Origin of the sequence: Saccharopolyspora ipomoeae (assembly GCF_029952525.1) — a bacterium.
Taxonomy (GTDB): domain Bacteria; phylum Actinomycetota; class Actinomycetes; order Mycobacteriales; family Pseudonocardiaceae; genus Saccharopolyspora; species Saccharopolyspora ipomoeae.
In genome coordinates this window covers 23,764-40,177 of the sequence record NZ_JASAOF010000005.1, presented here as the reverse complement: position 1 = coordinate 40,177, position 16,414 = coordinate 23,764, and the positions used below count along the sequence as shown (strand labels likewise).

The following is a 16,414-nucleotide window of genomic DNA, read 5'->3' as shown; positions in this document are numbered from 1 at the left end:
CGCGGGCGATCAGGGCTTGCGGGCGATGAGCCCGTACTGCGGGACGCTCGGCTCCGACGGGTCCGGGTTGTGCCAGCGGGCGCAGGAGACGATGCCCGGCTCGACGAGCTCCAGGCCCTCGACGAACCCGGCGATGTCGTCGTGGCCGCGGGCGGTGATCGGGGGAGTGGCGTTCTTGTTCCAGAACGCCATCGCCTCCCGGTTGGCCTCCCCGTCGAGCTCGGTCGTCGGGTGGCTGATCACCACGTAGCTGCCGGAGGGGATCGCCCCGACCAACCGGCGGACGATGTCGCGGGCCTGACCGGTGTCCTGGATGAAGTTGAGGATGCCGAGCAGCATCACCGCCATCGGCTGCTGGAAGTTCAGCGTGCGCGAGGCCGCCTGCAGGATCTCCTCGGTGTGCCGCGCGTCGGCTTCGACGTAGTCGGTGCGGCCGGTCGCCGAGCTGGTCAGCAGCGCGCGGGCGTGGGTGAGCACCAGCGGGTCGTTGTCGACGTAGACCACGTGCGATTCCGGGGCGATCTGCTGCGCCACCTGGTGGGTGTTGTCGGCGCTGGGCAGGCCGGTGCCGATGTCGAGGTACTGGCGGATGCCGACCTCGCCCGCCAGGTGCGCGACCGCGCGCTTGAGGAAACCCCGGTCGGCGCGGGCGACGTCGGCGATCAGCGGGAACATGCTGTGGATGTGCTCACCGACCTGGCGGTCGACCTCGTAGTGGTCCTTGCCGCCCAGCCAGTAGTTCCACACCCGCGCGTTGTGCGCGACCGTGGTGTTCACACCCCGCAGCGGGGTCGACCATTCGCTCATCGACTCGCTCTCCTCGACGCCACCTGTCCGGCCCACTCGCTCTCGGCGGAGTGTAAACGCCCGGCCACCCCGGCTCATTCCTCCGGAACGGGCGCCGCGAGAGCCTCCAGCACGCCCTGACCGTAGCGGTTGAGCTTGCCCTCGCCGATGCCGCTGATCGTCGCGAGATCGTCCAACGTGGACGGTTGCACGGTGGCGATCTGCTTGAGCGTCGAGTCGTGGAAGATGATGAACGGCGCCTTGCCCTCCTCACGGGCCACCTCCATGCGCCACGCCCGCAACTTCTGGAACACCGGCTCGACCTCGGGCGGCATGTCCACCGGGGCGCGCTTGGAATCGCGCGCCTTGGCCTTGGCGGCCGGGGTCTTCTTCGGCTCGGTGCGCAGCCACACCTGCCGCGGGTCCTCCCGGCGCAGCACCTCGGAGCTGGTGTCGGTGAGCACCAGCGTGCCGTAGTCGCCCTCCACCGCCAGCAGGCTCTGGGCCAGCAGCTGCCGGATCACGCCGCGCCACTCGTTGTCGCTGAGGTCGGAGCCGACGCCGAACACGCTGAGCTCGTCGTGCCGGAACTGCTCGACCTTCTGGGTCTTCTTGCCGCGCAGGATGTCGATGATCTGCCCGGCGCCGAACTTCTGGTTGCGCTCGCGCTGCAGGCGCACCACGGTCGACAGCAGCTTCTGCGCGGCGACCGTGCCGTCCCAGGACTCCGGCGGGCTCAGGCACGTGTCGCAGTTGCCGCACGGCTCGGCGTCGGGCTGGCCGAAGTAGTCGAGCAGCCGGGCGCGCCGGCACTGCACGGTCTCGCACAGCGCGAGCATCGAGTCCAGGTGCCTGCTCTGGGTGCGGCGGTGCGCCTCGTCGCCCTCGGAGTTGTCGATGAGCTTGCGCTGCTGCACCACGTCCTGGAGCCCGTAGGCCATCCACGCGGTGGAGGGCAGTCCGTCGCGGCCCGCGCGGCCCGTCTCCTGGTAGTAGCCCTCGATCGACTTCGGCAGGTCCAGGTGCGCCACGAACCGCACGTCGGGCTTGTCGATGCCCATGCCGAAGGCGATGGTGGCGACCATGACCAGCCCGTCCTCGCGCAGGAACCGGGACTGGTGCGCGGCGCGGATCTCCTTGTCCAGCCCGGCGTGGTACGGCAGGGCGGTGACGCCGTTGGCGGTGAGGAACTCGGCGGTGCGCTCGACCTCGGCGCGGGAGAGCCGGTAGACGATGCCGGACTCGCCCAGGTGCTCGGTCTGCAGCAGCTGCAGCAGCTGCCTGCGCGCGTCGGTCTTGGGCGCGATCCGGTACTGGATGTTGGGGCGGTCGAAGTCGGAGACGAAGTGCCGCGCCTCGGTCAGCTGCAGCCGGTTCGCGATCTCGTCGCGGGTGGCCGGGGTGGCGGTGGCGGTCAGCGCGATGCGCGGCACGTCGGGCCAGCGCTCGTGCAGCACCGACAGCGCGAGGTAGTCGGGCCGGAAGTCGTGGCCCCACTGGGCGACGCAGTGGGCCTCGTCGATGGCGAAGACGCCGACCTCGCCGCGCGCCAGCAGGTCCAGCGTGGAGTCCAGCCGCAGCCGCTCGGGGGCGAGGTAGAGCAGGTCGAGCTCACCGGAGAGGAACGCGTCCTCGGTCTCGCGGCGCTGCTGGTAGCTCTGCGTGGAGTTGAGGAATCCCGCGCGCACGCCGAGCGCGCCGAGCGCGTCGACCTGGTCCTGCATCAGGGCGATCAGCGGCGAGACCACGATGCCGACACCGGGTCTGACCAGCGCCGGGATCTGGTAGCACAGCGACTTGCCGCCGCCGGTGGGCATCAGCACCAACGCGTCGCCACCCCCGACGACGTGGTCGATGATCTCCTGCTGCGTGCCCCGGAAGGAGTCGTAGCCGAAGACCCGCTGCAGGACCTTCAGGGGTTCGGTGGACAGGTCGGTCGCGGTTTCGGGAGACGCCACGGCGGGAATCTTACGCGGGGCGCCGGACGTTCCCGGGTGCCCACACGCCACCGGTGAGTCGGGCCGGAACGCGACCGATCTGTGAGCTGCGCCACCTTCGGGGAGTGCGGCGGTTCCCCAGGAATACTTCGTAAGGAAGACTCGTTCCCGGAAGTAGTTGAAGCTCGTACAAAATGACTGCGGGCTCGGGCTCAGTTAGGGAGTTCACATGCAGTTCGGGATCTTCTCGGTCAGTGACGTGACGACTGACCCGACCAACGGCCGGACCCCGACCGAGGCCGAGCGCATTCAGGCGATGGTCCGGATCGCGCTCAAGGCCGAAGAGGTCGGACTCGACGTCTTCGCCACCGGCGAGCACCACAACCCGCCGTTCGTGGCCTCCTCGCCCACGACGATGCTCGGCTACATCGCGGCGCAGACCGAGGACCTCATCCTGTCCACCTCCACCACGCTGATCACCACGAACGACCCGGTGAAGATCGCCGAGGACTTCGCGATGCTGCAGCACCTGGCGGGTGGTCGCGTCGACGTGATGATGGGCCGCGGCAACACCGGCCCGGTCTACCCGTGGTTCGGTCAGGACATCCGCCAGGGCATCCCGCTGGCGATCGAGAACTACGCGCTGCTGCGCCGGTTGTGGCGTGAGGACGTGGTCGACTGGGAGGGCAAGTTCCGCACTCCGCTGCAGTCGTTCACCGCGACCCCGCGCCCGCTCGACGGCGTCGCGCCGTTCGTCTGGCACGGCTCGATCCGCTCGCCCGAGATCGCCGAGCAGGCCGCCTACTACGGCGACGGGTTCTTCCACAACAACATCTTCTGGCCCGCCGAGCACACCGCGCGCATGGTGCGGCTGTACCGCCAGCGCTTCGAGCACTACGGCCACGGCAAGGCCGATCAGGCCATCGTCGGCCTCGGCGGCCAGGTGTTCATGCGCAAGAACTCCCAGGACGCCGTCCGCGAGTTCCGGCCCTACTTCGACAACGCCCCGGTCTACGGCGGCGGACCGTCGCTGGAGGACTTCAGCACCGCCACCCCGCTGACCGTCGGCAGCCCGCAGCAGGTCATCGACCGCACGCTGGGCTTCCGCGAGACCGTCGGCGACTACCAGCGCCAGCTGTTCCTGATGGACCACGCCGGCCTGCCGCTCAAGACGGTCCTGGAGCAGCTCGACATCCTCGGCGAGGAGGTCGTGCCGGTGCTGCGCGAGGAGTTCGCCAAGCTCAAGCCGGCGCACGTCCCGGACGCCCCCACCCACCAGTCCCTGCTCGCCGCCCAACAGCAGCAGGAAGAGCAGAAGCAGGAGGTCGCACGATGAGCGAGCGCGAGATCGTCGTGATCTCGGCCGGGCTGAGCAACCCGTCCTCGACGCGGATGCTGGCCGACCGCCTGGCCGCGGCCACCGCGCGGCTGAGCCCGGTCGACGTCCGGGTCGTGGAGCTGCGGGATCACGCCAAGGACATCGCCAACAACTTCGTCACCGGCTTCCCCAGCCCGGAGCTGGAGGAGGTGCTGGAGGCGGTGCGCGAGGCCGACGGGCTGATCGCCATCACCCCGATCTTCCAGGCGTCCTACAGCGGGCTGTTCAAGTCGTTCTTCGACGTGCTCGACAAGGACGCGCTGGCGGGCAAGCCGGTGGTCATCGGCGCCACCGGCGGCTCGGCCCGGCACTCGCTGGCGCTGGAGCACGCGATGCGACCGATGTTCGCCTACCTCCACGCCGTGGTCGCTCCGACCTCCGTCTACGCGGCCTCGGAGGACTGGGCGACCGGGGGCGACAGCACGCTGGCCGACCGCGTCGAGCGCGCGGCGGGCGAGCTGGCCGCGCTCATCGACCAGCGCCCGGCGGTGCGGGCACCGGACCCGTTCGAGGAGCCGGTCCCGTTCGAACAGCTGCTGGCCCAGCAGAGCAACTGACGAGGACCCCGGAACTCCCGTCGCGATCCGCGGCGGGAGTTCCGGGCTTCCCGCGCCTCCGATTCGCTGCGCGAGGGGTGGCCGCCCGACTACCGTGGGTGGATGAGCGGCGATCGGATCCCGGCGGCGGAGCCTGCCGAGCTGGTGCCCGCCTCGGCGCGACTGCGGGCCGAGGGCGTGGAACTGGTTGAACTGTCCTTCGTGGACAACGCGGGCATCGTGCGGGTCAAGACCGCCCCGCTGGACCGGCTGCCCGAACTCGCCCGCTACGGGCTCGGCGCCTCGCCGTGCTTCGAGACCTTCACCTTCGACGACGTGATGTTGCGCGGCACCCACCTCGGCGGCCCCGACGGCGACCTGCGGCTGGTCCCCGACATCGCGCGGCTGACCCGGCTGGTGGCCATGCCCGGCTGGGCGTGGGCGCCCGCCGACAAGTTCACCCAGGACGGGCCGCGCTTCGTCGCCTGCCAGCGCGCCTTCGCCGCGCGGCAGGTCGCCGCGGCGGCCGCGGCGGGACTGACGATCTCCGCGGCCTTCGAGCACGAGTGGGTCCTGGCCGAACCCGGGCTCGACGAGTTCGTGCCCGCGATCAGCGGGTCCGGTTATGGCCAGGTCCGGTTGGAGGCGCTGGCCGACTACGGCCTGACGCTGGTGCGCACGATGCGCGAGCAGGGCCTGGACGTGCTGCAGTTCCACCCCGAGTACGCGCTGGGGCAGGCCGAGCTGTCGGTGGCCGCCAAGGACCCCGTCGGCGCGGCCGACGACGCCGTGCTCACCCGGCACACCGTCCGCGCGGTCACCCGCCGCCACGGCTGGCGGGCCAGCTTCGCCCCCTGCCTTGTCCCGGACGGCGCTGGGTCCGGTGCCCACCTGCACCTGTCGGTGCACGACAGCCGCGGGAACCTGTTCGCGAGCGGGGCCGGGCGCCACGGCCTGCAACCGGCCGGCGAGGCGTTCCTCGCCGGGGTGCTGCGCGAACTGCCCGCGCTGGTGGCCGTCGGGGCGGGCAACCCCGCGAGCTTCCTGCGGCTGGGGCCGTCCCGCTGGGCCGGCATCTGGCACGCGTGGGGCCACGAGACGCGCGAGGCCGCGCTGCGGCTGATCACCGGGACCGAGGGCACGCGCTCCTGGGCCGCCAACGCCGAGATCAAGTGCTTCGACGCCACCGCCAACCCGTACCTGGTGGTGGGCGCGGTGATCGCCGCCGGGCTCGCCGGGGTGCGCGAGGAGCTGAGCCTGCCGGACGAGATCACCGGCGATCCCGCGCTGCTCGGCGAGGACGCCCGCACCGAGGCCGGGATCGAACGCCTGCCCGCCGGTCCCGCCGAAGCCGCCGACGCGCTGGCCTCCTCGGAGGTGCTCGCCGAAGCGCTGGATCCCGAGCTGCACGACGCCCTGCTCACCGTGCGCAGGGGAGAGGCCGAGCGCTTCGCCGAGGCCACCCCCGACGAGATCGCCGCCGCCACCCGCTGGACCTGGTAGGGAACAACCCGGGCGCCCGAGCGGTTGGTGCTCAGCGGAACGACAGATCGTCCCGGGGGAGAACCGTGTTCGAAGAACTGCGCAACCCGGTGTGGCACTCGCTCAACGGTGCTCACGCCCGGTTCGCCGAACGCGTCGGCGAGGCGGTGCGCTACCCGTCCGAGGTGTCGCCCTTCGCGGCGCTGCCGCTCGAACCCGACGAGGCGGCCTGGGCGGACGCGGCCAAGCTCGTCGGGCCCGGCGGGATCGTGCTCGTCACCGGGCCGCCGCGCACCGCGCCCCCGGACTGGGAGCGCTTCGAGGTCGCGCCCGGCGTCCAGATGATCGACGACGGCGTGGCCGGTGAAACCGACCCGGAAGCCGTCCGGCTCACCGCTGCCGACGTGCCGGAGATGCGCGAGCTGGCCGCGCGCACCAAGCCCGGACCGTTCGAGCAGCGCACCATCGAACTCGGCACCTACCTGGGGGTTCGTCGCGGCGGGAAGCTGATCGCGATGGCGGGGGAGCGGATGCACCCGCCTGGTTGGACCGAGATCAGCGCCGTGTGCACCGACCCGGGCTTCCAGGGGCAGGGGCTGGCGTCCCGGCTGATCAGGACGCTGGTCGTCGACATCCGGGCGCGCGGTGAGCGGCCGTTCCTGCACGCCGTGGACACCAACACCGGCGCCATCGCGCTCTACGGGCGGATGGGCTTCCGGATCCACCGCCGCCCGGTGTTCCAGGCGGTGCGCGCACCCGCCTGAGCGGTGGCCCCGGGCTGAACCGGGGCCACCATCGTGCTCAGCTCGCAGTGGCGGCGACCCCGCCGATCTCGCCGTTGCGGAACGCGTCGACGAACAACCGGTGGTCGTCGCGGACGACTTCGGCGTAGCCGAGGGCGAATTCGACGAGCCAGTCGACGAACTCCTTCTCCCGGTCGCCGACCACGCCGAGGATCGCCTCCTCCACCTGGAAGTCGACCAGCTGGGTGTCCGACTGCGCGTCGGACACGCAGTGGATCTTCGCGATCGCCCTGCCCAGGTAGTCCAGCACCGGCACGATGTCGCTCGGCTCGGTCAGGTCGTCCCACTCCAGGTCCGACTCGTACGGCGAGAGCTCGTCGACCAGGTAGCCGACCCCGCCGATCTCGGTGTGGCCCAGCATCGGGTCCGCGTGGGCCTGCAGCGCCCGCTGCGACAGCGCCGTCCGGTGGCCGTGGTGCTTGAAGTGGGCGCGGATGCGCTCGTCGGTGACCACCCGCGACGGAGCCGCCACGTTGCCCTGCTTCATCGACAGCACGATGTCGTTCTCCAGGGCCTCGGTCGCGCCCTCGATGAGGATGTTGTAGGCCGGGAGGCCCGCGCTGCCGATGCCGAAACCGCTGGACCCGACGACGTCCTTGATCGTGTAGGCCACGTCCCGCATCCGGTTCTCCTGCGGGATGGACTCCAGGTAGCGCCCGAACGCCTCCTCGACCCGGCCGCGCTCGGCGTCGTCGAGCCGGCGGATGTTCGGCCCGCGCCGCATCCGCCGGTCGTAGCCCTCGGCCTCGGTGAGCCGGTGGAGCAGCTCGGTGCGGCTGCGCAGCCGGGTCTGCTGCAGCAGCTCGTGCACGGTGCCGTCGGTGGTCGACAGCCGCAGCGAGTACTCGGAGTCGCGGTCGCTGGAGGCGAAGGTGCGCACCTGGTCCAGGTAGGACGTGGCCGCGTGGCGCACGAACGCGACGATGTCGCCGTCCGGCAGCGCCTTGCTCCAGGCCAGCAGCGCCAGGCTCGCGGCGAAGCGCTGCAGGTCCCAGGTGAAGTGCCCGAGGTAGGCCTCGTCGAAGTCGTTGACGTCGAAGACCAGCACGCCCGAGGCGTTCATGTAGGTGCCGAAGTTCTGCGCGTGCAGGTCGCCCTGGATCCACACCCGGCTGGTGCGCTCGTCGGCCCACGGGTCGGTCAGCCGGTTGACGTCGGCGTAGAACAGGCACGCGCTGCCCCGGTAGAAGGCGAACGGGTCGGCGGCCATCTTGCGGAACTTGGTGCGGAACGCCGCCGGGTTGCGCTCCATGAGTTCGGAGAACGCGTCGACGAGGATGTCGGCGATCTCCCCGCGGCGGGCGTCGGTGTCGGTGACGTCGAGGCTTCGAGCGAGCTCGGACATGATTTCCGTCCACTGTGAACAGTAGTGACAACGAGGTGGACGCAGTTTATCGGAGAATCACACGCCTTTCGAAGGCGCCAAGTCGTCCACATAGAACAAAATGGACTCCCGGTGCGATACCGGGAGACCCGCGCGCCCCGACGAGTATCCGCCCGCGGTCCCACCCCCGCAACGAGACGCGTCTCCGCCTGGCGCCGAGAACCGCGGCACTCGTCGCCGCGAGAACCGGGGCTCTTGACGCGAGGTGAGGTGAGGTTGTTCCGGTTGGGGTGGGGAAATAGCCTCTGGCCGGTGGTGGCACGGTGCGAGCGGAGGTGGTGATGGCCGAGGTGGGGAGTCCTCCTGCGCGCAACACGCGGCCCCGGAACCGGCGGGCGATGATCACCGCCGCAGCGGCGGAGCTGTTCTTCCGCGACGGTTTCGACCAGGTCGGGATGAGCGACATCGCCGAGGCCGTGGGCGTCGGGTCCTCCGCGCTGTACCGGCACTTCGCGGGCAAGCAGCAGCTGCTGACCCACGTCGTGCTCGACGAGCTGCGCCCGTTCGTCGAGATCACCGCCGAGGCGGGTGACGTCGACGAGGTCGTCGGGAAGCTGGCGGCGACCGCGCTCGACCACCGCCAGCTCGGCGTGCTCTGGCAGCGGGAGTCCCGGCGGCTGCCCGAGGAGCGCCGCGACGTGCTGCGCGGCGAGCTGCGCGAGGTCGCACGCGGGCTCACCCGGCTGGCCCGGGCCTTCCGGCCCGAGCTGACCGACGCCGACGCGCGGTTCCGCGCCTGGTGCATGTTCAGCGTCCTGACCAGCCCGTCCTACCACCAGGTGCAGCTCTCGCGGCGGGACTTCGAACAGCTGCTGCGCGCGATGGTGATGATCATCGGCAACCGCCCGCCGCAGGAGCTCGCGGCCCGGCCCGACGCCCAGCCCGAGCAGGTGGAGCGCTTCGCCGGGCGGGCGTCCCGGCGCCGGTTGCTGCTGGTCGCGGCCAGTCGGCTGTTCGCCGAAGCCGGCTACGGCAAGGTCACCACCGAGGACGTCGGCGCGGCCGCCGGGATCGCCGGTCCCAGCCTCTACAACTACTTCGCCAGCAAGCAGGAGCTGCTCAGCGCCGTGATCACCCGCGGCAACGCCTGGCTGGAGGTGGACCTGGAGCGCACCCTGGCCACCAAGTCCGACCCGGCCGAGGCGCTGCGCGCGCTGCTGCGCTCCTACATCCGCTTCGCCTTCGACCACGGCGGCTTCATCGACATCCTGGTCAGCGAGGTCGGGCACCTGCCCGCCGAGGAGCGGCACCGGGCGCGCCAGACCCAGCACTCCTACGTCGCCGAGTGGGTCGGGCTGCTCTGCGAGGCGCGTCCCGAGCTGGATCCGGTCCGGTCCAGGATCCTGGTGCAGGCGGCGCTGACCGCCGCCAACGACATGGCGCGCACCGGCCCGATCCGGGACGCCAGGGCGGTGCTGCGGCTGGGGACCGCGCTGATGCTCGACACCCCGGTCGACGGCTGAGCCGGCGCGCTACCGGCCGTTCACTTAGCGAGGGAAAGGGCAGGAGAACCAGCTCGCAGGACGTCGATCTGCCTAATGGCGGCTCACTTGTCGGTTGACTCGATCATCATCGGCGAATTAATCTCCGGCGAGAGCAGATCCGCGCGGACGCGGACCCGCGCAGGTAGTCCCGAACACGTGCCACGAGGACAGGTTGGTTGCATGAGCAGCGCGACGGAGCCGGTCGGTCAGCCGCCGGTTGACGTGCCGGACATCCACACGACCGCGGGCAAGCTCGCGGATCTGTACCGGCGGAACGACGAGGCGGTGCACGCCGGCTCGGCGCGCGCGGTGGCCAAGCAGCACGAGAAGGGCAAGAAGACCGCCCGCGAGCGGATCGACATGCTGCTGGACGAGGGCTCGTTCGTCGAGCTCGACGAGCACGCGCGGCACCGCTCCACCAACTTCGGCATGGACGAGAACCGCCCGTACGGCGACGGCGTGGTGACCGGCTACGGCACCGTCGACGGCCGCAAGGTGTGCGTGTTCTCCCAGGACTTCACGGTCTTCGGCGGCTCGCTGGGCGAGGTCTTCGGCGAGAAGATCGTCAAGGTCATGGACCTGGCGCTCAAGACCGGCTGCCCGCTGATCGGCATCAACGACTCCGGCGGCGCCCGCATCCAGGAGGGCGTGGCCGCGCTGGGCCTCTACGCCGAGATCTTCAAGCGCAACACCCACGCCTCCGGCGTCATCCCGCAGATCTCGCTGATCATGGGCCCGTGCGCGGGCGGCGCGGTCTACTCGCCGGCGATCACCGACTTCACGGTGATGGTCGACAAGACCTCGCACATGTTCATCACCGGCCCCGACGTCATCAAGACCGTCACCGGCGAGGACGTCACCTTCGAGGAGCTCGGCGGCGCGCACACCCACAACTCGCGTTCGGGCAACGCGCACTACCTCGCCTCCGACGAGGACGACGCGATCGGCTACGTCAAGGAACTGCTGTCGTTCCTGCCGAGCAACAACCTCTCCGAGGCGCCGGTCTTCGAGGGCGCCGACACCGGCGCCGGGGCGATCGCCGACGCGATCACCGACGCCGACCGCGAGCTGGACACGCTGATCCCGGACTCGCCGAACCAGCCCTACGACATGCACAAGGTCATCCAGACCGTGGTCGACGACGAGGAGTTCCTGGAGGTCTCCTCGCTGTTCGCGCCGAACATCGTCACCGGCTACGGGCGCGTCGAGGGCCAGCCGGTCGGCATCGTGGCCAACCAGCCGTCCCAGTTCGCCGGCACGCTCGACATCGGCGCCAGCGAGAAGGCCGCCCGGTTCGTGCGGACCTGCGACGCCTTCAACATCCCGGTGCTGACCTTCGTCGACGTGCCCGGTTTCCTGCCGGGAACCGACCAGGAGTGGAACGGCATCATCCGGCGCGGCGCGAAGCTGCTCTACGCCTACGCCGAGGCCACCGTCCCGCTGATCACCGTGATCACCCGCAAGGCCTACGGCGGCGCCTACGACGTGATGGGCTCCAAGCACCTCGGCGCCGACATCAACCTGGCCTGGCCGACCGCTCAGATCGCGGTGATGGGCGCTCAGGGCGCGGCCAACATCCTCTACCGGCGCCAGCTGGCCGACGCCGCCGCCAACGGCGAGGACGTCGAGGCGCTGCGCGCGGACCTGCAGCAGGAGTACGAGGACACCCTCTGCAACCCCTACACCGCCGCCGAGCGCGGGTACGTGGACTCGGTCATCCCGCCGTCGTTCACCCGCGGCTACGTCGCCCGCTCGCTGCGGATGCTGCGGGACAAGCGGGCCAACCTGCCCGCCAAGAAGCACGGCAACATCCCCCTGTGACCGGATCGCCCGTGACCGGGTACACCCGTGACCGGTCGGAGAGCGTCGAGGTGAAGGAGCGATCGATGAGCGAGCAGACGCCGCAGCGGCCGGTGCTGCGCATCGTGCGCGGCGATCCCGACGACGTCGAGGTCGCCGCGCTGACCGCGGCGCTGGCCGGTGCGGCCGCCGCCCAAGTGCCCGACGAGGGGCAGGAGCCGATGTCGCTGTGGGCCGATCCGGCCTCGGGGCTGCGCCACCCGGCGGGCCGCCGCCCGCTGCGGCCGGGCCCGCACGCGTGGCGCGCGTCCGGTCTGCCGGGCTGAACGCCCTTGCCAGTCTTGAACTTTTCCGCCTGCTCCGGCGTCGCGCCGGGAAAATGAGGAGTTGACCACTGTGGACGTGACGCCGATCAGCAAGGTCCTGATCGCCAACCGCGGTGAGATCGCGGTGCGGGTCATCCGCGCCTGCCAGGACGAGGGCATCGCCTCCGTCGCGGTCTACGCCGAGCCGGACGCCGACGCGCAGCACGTGCGGCTGGCCGACGAGGCCTTCGCGCTGGGCGGTTCCACGCCCGGCGAGTCCTACCTGAACATCGAGAAGATCGTCGACGTCGCGAAGCGCTCCGGCGCCGACGCGGTGCACCCCGGCTACGGGTTCCTGTCGGAGAACGCCGAGTTCGCCCAGGCCGTGCTCGACGCGGACCTGATCTGGATCGGCCCGTCGCCGCAGGCCATCCGCGACCTCGGTGACAAGGTCACCGCGCGGCACATCGCCACCCGCGCCGGTGCGCCGCTGGTCCCCGGCACCAAGGACCCGGTCCCGGGCGCCGACGAGGTCGTCGCCTTCGCCCAGGAGCACGGGCTGCCGGTGGCCATCAAGGCCGCCTTCGGCGGTGGCGGCCGCGGTCTGAAGGTCGCGCGCAGCATCGAGGAGATCCCGGAGCTGTTCGCCTCCGCGGTCCGCGAGGCCGAGACCGCGTTCGGCCGCGGCGAGTGCTTCGTGGAGCGCTACCTCGACCGCCCGCGGCACGTCGAGGCGCAGGTGCTGGCCGACAAGCACGGCAACGTCGTCGTCGTGGGCACCCGCGACTGCTCGCTGCAGCGCCGCCACCAGAAGCTCGTCGAGGAGGCCCCGGCGCCGTTCCTCAGCGCCGAGCAGCACAGCCGGATCCACGAGGCCGCCCGGTCGATCTGCGCCGAGGCCGGTTACTACGGCGCGGGCACCGTGGAGTTCCTGGTCGGTCAGGACGGCACCATCTCGTTCCTGGAGGTCAACACCCGGTTGCAGGTCGAGCACCCGGTCTCGGAGGAGACCACCGGCATCGACCTGGTCCGCGAGCAGTTCCGCATCGCGGCGGGGGAGAAGCTGCACCTGGGCGCCGACCCGGAGCCGCGCGGGCACGCCATCGAGTTCCGCATCAACGGTGAGGACGCCGGCCGCAACTTCCTGCCGGCACCGGGCACGGTCACCAAGTTCGTCGCCCCGCAGGGGCCGGGCGTGCGCGTGGACGCGGGCGTGGAGAGCGGCAGCGTGATCGGCGGGCAGTTCGACTCGCTGCTGGCCAAGGTCATCGTCACCGGTGCCGACCGGCAGCAGGCGCTGCAGCGCGCCCGCCGCGTCCTCGACGAGATGCAGGTGGAGGGCATGGCCACGGTCCTGCCGTTCCACCGCGCGATCGTGCGCGACCCGGCGTTCGTCGGAACCGACGGGTTCACCGTGCACACCCGCTGGATCGAGACCGAGTTCGACAACACCATCGAGCCCCACACCGGTGGCGCCGAGCCCGCCGAGGAGGCCGAGGAGCGGCAGACGATCCTGGTCGAGGTCGGCGGCCGTCGCCTGGAGGTCTCGCTGCCCGCCGCGTTCGCGGCGACCTCGGCCGCCCCGGCAGCCAAGGCCAAGCCGCGCAAGCGCAGCGGCGGCAAGGCCGGTGCCGCGGCCTCCGGCGACGCGGTGGCCGCACCGATGCAGGGCACCATCGTCAAGGTCGCGGTCGAGGACGGTCAGGAGGTCGCCGAGGGCGACCAGATCGCGGTCCTGGAGGCCATGAAGATGGAGAACCCGGTCAACGCCCACAAGGCGGGCACGGTCACCGGCCTCACCGCCAAGCCCGGCGACTCCGTCACCCAGGGCACCACCATCTGCGAGATCAAGTAGCCCGAACCTGGTGGAGGGGTGGAGGTTTCCGGCGGAACCTCCACCCCTCCAGCTGCGTCAGCCCGCGTTCCGGGGGCGGGTGAGGTAGCAGTGGGCGTGGTACCAGCCGTCGGCTTCCAGGCCCTCGGGGTCGAGTCCTCGGCGCTGGACGTCGTGGATCGCGGCCTGCTGCTCGGTGTCGTCGGCGAAGCGGCGCTGCGGGTAGGTGCCGGGTAATCGCTCGGTGGTCAGGCCGTGGTCCGCGAGGAGTTCGGTGATGGCGGAGTAGTCGAAGACGCGGAGCACGAAGATCGCGAGCCAGAGCTCGTCGGGACGGTTGATCGCCGCGAGGAGGCGCTCGAAGGTCGGCAGGCCGACGTAGCCGACCCCGCCGGTGGAGATGATCAAGCCCGTGTCGGCGATGCCCTTGGCGAGTTCCGGTGAGGGATCGGTGGTTTCGAGGTTCTCGGCCCAGCCGTCGGTGAGCAGCCCGGCGCGGCGGCCGTAGGCGATCGCGGGTTCGGAGACGTCCAGGCCGACGATGTCGAGGTCGTCGGCGAAGTCGTGCCGGTCCGCCGCCGCCAGTTCCGCGGTCGACGACCGCTCGGCCGACGGACCGGTGTAGCGGTCGAGGACCTCGCGCGGATCGCCGGAGGACTTCAGCAGGGCCGAGTTGATGCCGTAGGAGCAGCACACGTCCAGGACGCGCGCGGGGCGCGCCGCCCCGATCACCTCGCGGAAGATCGGGGTGGCGCGCTGCGGGATCTGGTACTCGAACCGCTTCAGCGTCGAGACGTACGCCCGGGGATCCGGCTGGGCGTAGATGTCGCTGAAGTCGGCCTTGTGCTCACCAGGACGACCGTGGTCACCAGGACGACCGGGCTCTCCAGACCGACCGTGTTCTCCGGGTCGGCTCATGACACCAGGTCGGAGAGCTCGTCGATGGCTCGGCCCAGCTGCTCGGCGAAGCCCGTCATCTGCTCGCCGACCGTGCGCGGCGTGCTCAGGTGCACGTTGAAGCTCTGCGGCAGCAGCACGTAGGCCACCCCGATGCAGTGCTCGCTGGTCGCGCCGAACCCGAAGTACTGGATGTTCACCGACGGCGCGGCGCTGGTGCTCAGGTAGTCGTCGCGCATCGTCAGCCAGCCCGGCGAGGAGTACAGCGCGGGCGAGAACTCCTGCCCGCGCCGGGCCGCGATGAGCTGCAGCTCCCACAGGTGCTGCTCGGGCGCGTCCCCGGCCTGGCACTCCTTGGCGCGGGTGACGTGCGCGTCGGCAGCCCGCCGGAACGCCTCCGCGCGGTCCGACCGCGAGGACTCGGCGTCCTCCATCGCGGCCACGAACTCCAGCACCTCCGGGGTCACCACGCGCATCGCCTCGGTGCGCCCGTGGTGGAAGTGCCGGGTGGCGATCGACTCGTAGGTCGCGCCGGTGAAGCCCTTGGACCGCCGGTGCGCGAGCTGGAAGGCCATCTGCACGAACGCGTCCGGTGAGATGCCGAGCGCCTTGGCGCGCTCCGAGCCGAAGTCGTCGAAGCGCACCGTGCGGGTCGCGGTGGCCTCGCCGTAGGCCACGTAGTCCTTCGCAGCGGCGTCCACCTCGCCCGAGAGCTCCGGCGACAGGCGGAATTCCAGCGCCTGGGGCTCCGGCACGCCCTGCGCGGTGGCGCCGGCGGCCTGCGCGTGCGACTCGGCGGTCCCGGACATCAGCGAGTCGACGAACTCGACGATCGTGGTGCCGTCGAGCAGGCAGTGCTCGCCGTTGATGCCGGCCGCGCCGTCGGGGAAGACGATGAGCGTGACGCCCTTGTCGAACCAGCGGTCGGTCGGGTCCCCGGCCAGCAGCTGCTTGCACTTGCCGTCCAGGTCACCGGGCAGCTCGTGCTCCAGGGCCAGGCAGAACAGCGCCGTCTCGATGACGTCCACCGACGCGGTGTTGTCGACCAGCAGCGCCTCCCGGTTCGCCGCCCAGCGAACTCGGTCGTGGCTGGTCAGCGCCCCGACGCCGGGGCCGCGGTCGGTGGTGGCGGCGATCCGGCGCAGCGCCTCGGCGAGCTCGTCGAGGGAGTGCGGCGCGCCGTCGGCGCCGATCACGTCGAGCCGGAAGGCGTTGCCGCGGAAGAACACCACGATGTGCCGCGCCGGGCTCGGGCCGGGGTGCTCGGGCGTGTTGGGCGCCCGCACGCCGTCCCGCTCCGGGCGCGGGATGCGGGTGGTGGAGAAGAGGTACCGGTGCTGCTGCATCGACAGCGGCTGACCGCGCCGCGTCGTGGGCGGCACCGTCTCGGCGTCCAACGCCAGCTTGTGGTCCACCGCCGCCGCGATCAGCCGCACCGCGCGGGAGATCTGGTCGTCGTCGGTGTCGTTGAACAGGAAGAAGAAGTTCGCGTTGAGGGCGATGCGGTCCCGGCGGCCCAGGTAGCGGTCCCGCCAGAACTCGTCGAGCCAGCTGTGCACGTCGTCCTGACCGGCGTAGGCGGTCAGCGAGTCGTGCAGCTCCGCGGCCTCGTCGGAGGCGAGGAACTCGGCCACCGCCTGCCGGGTGGTGGCCAGCTCCTCCTCGGTCAGCAGCGGTGAGCACCACTGCAGGAACCGCTCGCCGCTGTCGGCGAGCGTGGGCAGCGGTATCCGGGGGAGGGAATCCTCGTTGCCGAAAGTGCTGGTGCGCAAAGCAACCTCGTCGTTC

Annotated in this window: 13 protein-coding genes; 8 read left to right on the top strand and 5 right to left on the bottom strand. The window is 71.1% G+C overall.

Annotation, left to right across the window (positions count from 1 at the left end):
- Positions 1-9 precede the first annotated feature (9 nt).
- Both QFW96_RS11205 and recQ read right to left on the bottom strand, forming a co-directional pair.
- Positions 10-807, bottom strand: a complete 798-nt coding sequence (locus tag QFW96_RS11205; protein WP_281455513.1) for an SAM-dependent methyltransferase — start codon at positions 805-807, stop codon at positions 10-12.
- A gap of 74 nt (positions 808-881) precedes the next feature.
- Complete coding sequence (gene recQ, locus QFW96_RS11200) at positions 882-2,744, bottom strand: DNA helicase RecQ (protein ID WP_281455512.1); 1,863 nt, start codon at positions 2,742-2,744, stop codon at positions 882-884.
- 208 nt (positions 2,745-2,952) lie between these two features.
- Between recQ and QFW96_RS11195 the strand changes: the two genes are divergently transcribed.
- From QFW96_RS11195 to QFW96_RS11180, 4 genes are all read left to right on the top strand, one after another.
- Positions 2,953-4,059: an LLM class flavin-dependent oxidoreductase gene (locus QFW96_RS11195; protein ID WP_281455511.1), complete on the top strand. Its 1,107-nt coding sequence runs from the start codon at positions 2,953-2,955 to the stop codon at positions 4,057-4,059.
- Complete coding sequence (locus tag QFW96_RS11190; protein WP_281455510.1) at positions 4,056-4,658, top strand: FMN reductase; 603 nt, start codon at positions 4,056-4,058, stop codon at positions 4,656-4,658. Before QFW96_RS11195 ends, QFW96_RS11190 begins: the two co-directional genes overlap by 4 nt.
- A gap of 102 nt (positions 4,659-4,760) precedes the next feature.
- Positions 4,761-6,140 (top strand): type I glutamate--ammonia ligase, encoded by a 1,380-nt coding sequence (locus tag QFW96_RS11185; RefSeq protein ID WP_281455509.1) that lies wholly within the window; start codon positions 4,761-4,763, stop codon positions 6,138-6,140.
- A 65-nt stretch (positions 6,141-6,205) separates the two neighbouring features.
- A complete protein-coding gene (locus tag QFW96_RS11180; RefSeq protein ID WP_281455508.1) occupies positions 6,206-6,883 on the top strand; it encodes a GNAT family N-acetyltransferase in 678 nt (225 codons plus the stop codon).
- 37 nt (positions 6,884-6,920) lie between these two features.
- Here the strand turns inward: QFW96_RS11180 and QFW96_RS11175 are convergent, their stop codons facing one another.
- A complete protein-coding gene (locus QFW96_RS11175; RefSeq protein ID WP_281455507.1) occupies positions 6,921-8,267 on the bottom strand; it encodes a DUF2252 domain-containing protein in 1,347 nt (448 codons plus the stop codon).
- A gap of 302 nt (positions 8,268-8,569) precedes the next feature.
- On the opposite strand from QFW96_RS11175, the gene QFW96_RS11170 reads away from it, so the two are divergent.
- From QFW96_RS11170 to QFW96_RS11155, 4 genes are all read left to right on the top strand, one after another.
- Positions 8,570-9,769: a TetR/AcrR family transcriptional regulator gene (locus QFW96_RS11170; RefSeq protein ID WP_281455506.1), complete on the top strand. Its 1,200-nt coding sequence runs from the start codon at positions 8,570-8,572 to the stop codon at positions 9,767-9,769.
- A gap of 201 nt (positions 9,770-9,970) precedes the next feature.
- Positions 9,971-11,611: an acyl-CoA carboxylase subunit beta gene (locus QFW96_RS11165; RefSeq protein ID WP_281455505.1), complete on the top strand. Its 1,641-nt coding sequence runs from the start codon at positions 9,971-9,973 to the stop codon at positions 11,609-11,611.
- A 65-nt stretch (positions 11,612-11,676) separates the two neighbouring features.
- Positions 11,677-11,916 (top strand): acyl-CoA carboxylase subunit epsilon, encoded by a 240-nt coding sequence (locus QFW96_RS11160; RefSeq protein WP_281455504.1) that lies wholly within the window; start codon positions 11,677-11,679, stop codon positions 11,914-11,916.
- A gap of 70 nt (positions 11,917-11,986) precedes the next feature.
- Positions 11,987-13,750 (top strand): acetyl/propionyl/methylcrotonyl-CoA carboxylase subunit alpha, encoded by a 1,764-nt coding sequence (locus tag QFW96_RS11155; RefSeq protein WP_281455746.1) that lies wholly within the window; start codon positions 11,987-11,989, stop codon positions 13,748-13,750.
- A 57-nt stretch (positions 13,751-13,807) separates the two neighbouring features.
- On the opposite strand, the gene QFW96_RS11150 is transcribed toward QFW96_RS11155, so the two are convergent.
- Positions 13,808-14,647 (bottom strand): class I SAM-dependent methyltransferase, encoded by an 840-nt coding sequence (locus QFW96_RS11150; RefSeq protein WP_281455503.1) that lies wholly within the window; start codon positions 14,645-14,647, stop codon positions 13,808-13,810.
- Positions 14,644-16,398: a choline/carnitine O-acyltransferase gene (locus QFW96_RS11145; RefSeq protein ID WP_281455502.1), complete on the bottom strand. Its 1,755-nt coding sequence runs from the start codon at positions 16,396-16,398 to the stop codon at positions 14,644-14,646. The genes QFW96_RS11150 and QFW96_RS11145 overlap by 4 nt, the downstream gene beginning before the upstream one ends.
- Positions 16,399-16,414: the final 16 nt, after the last annotated feature.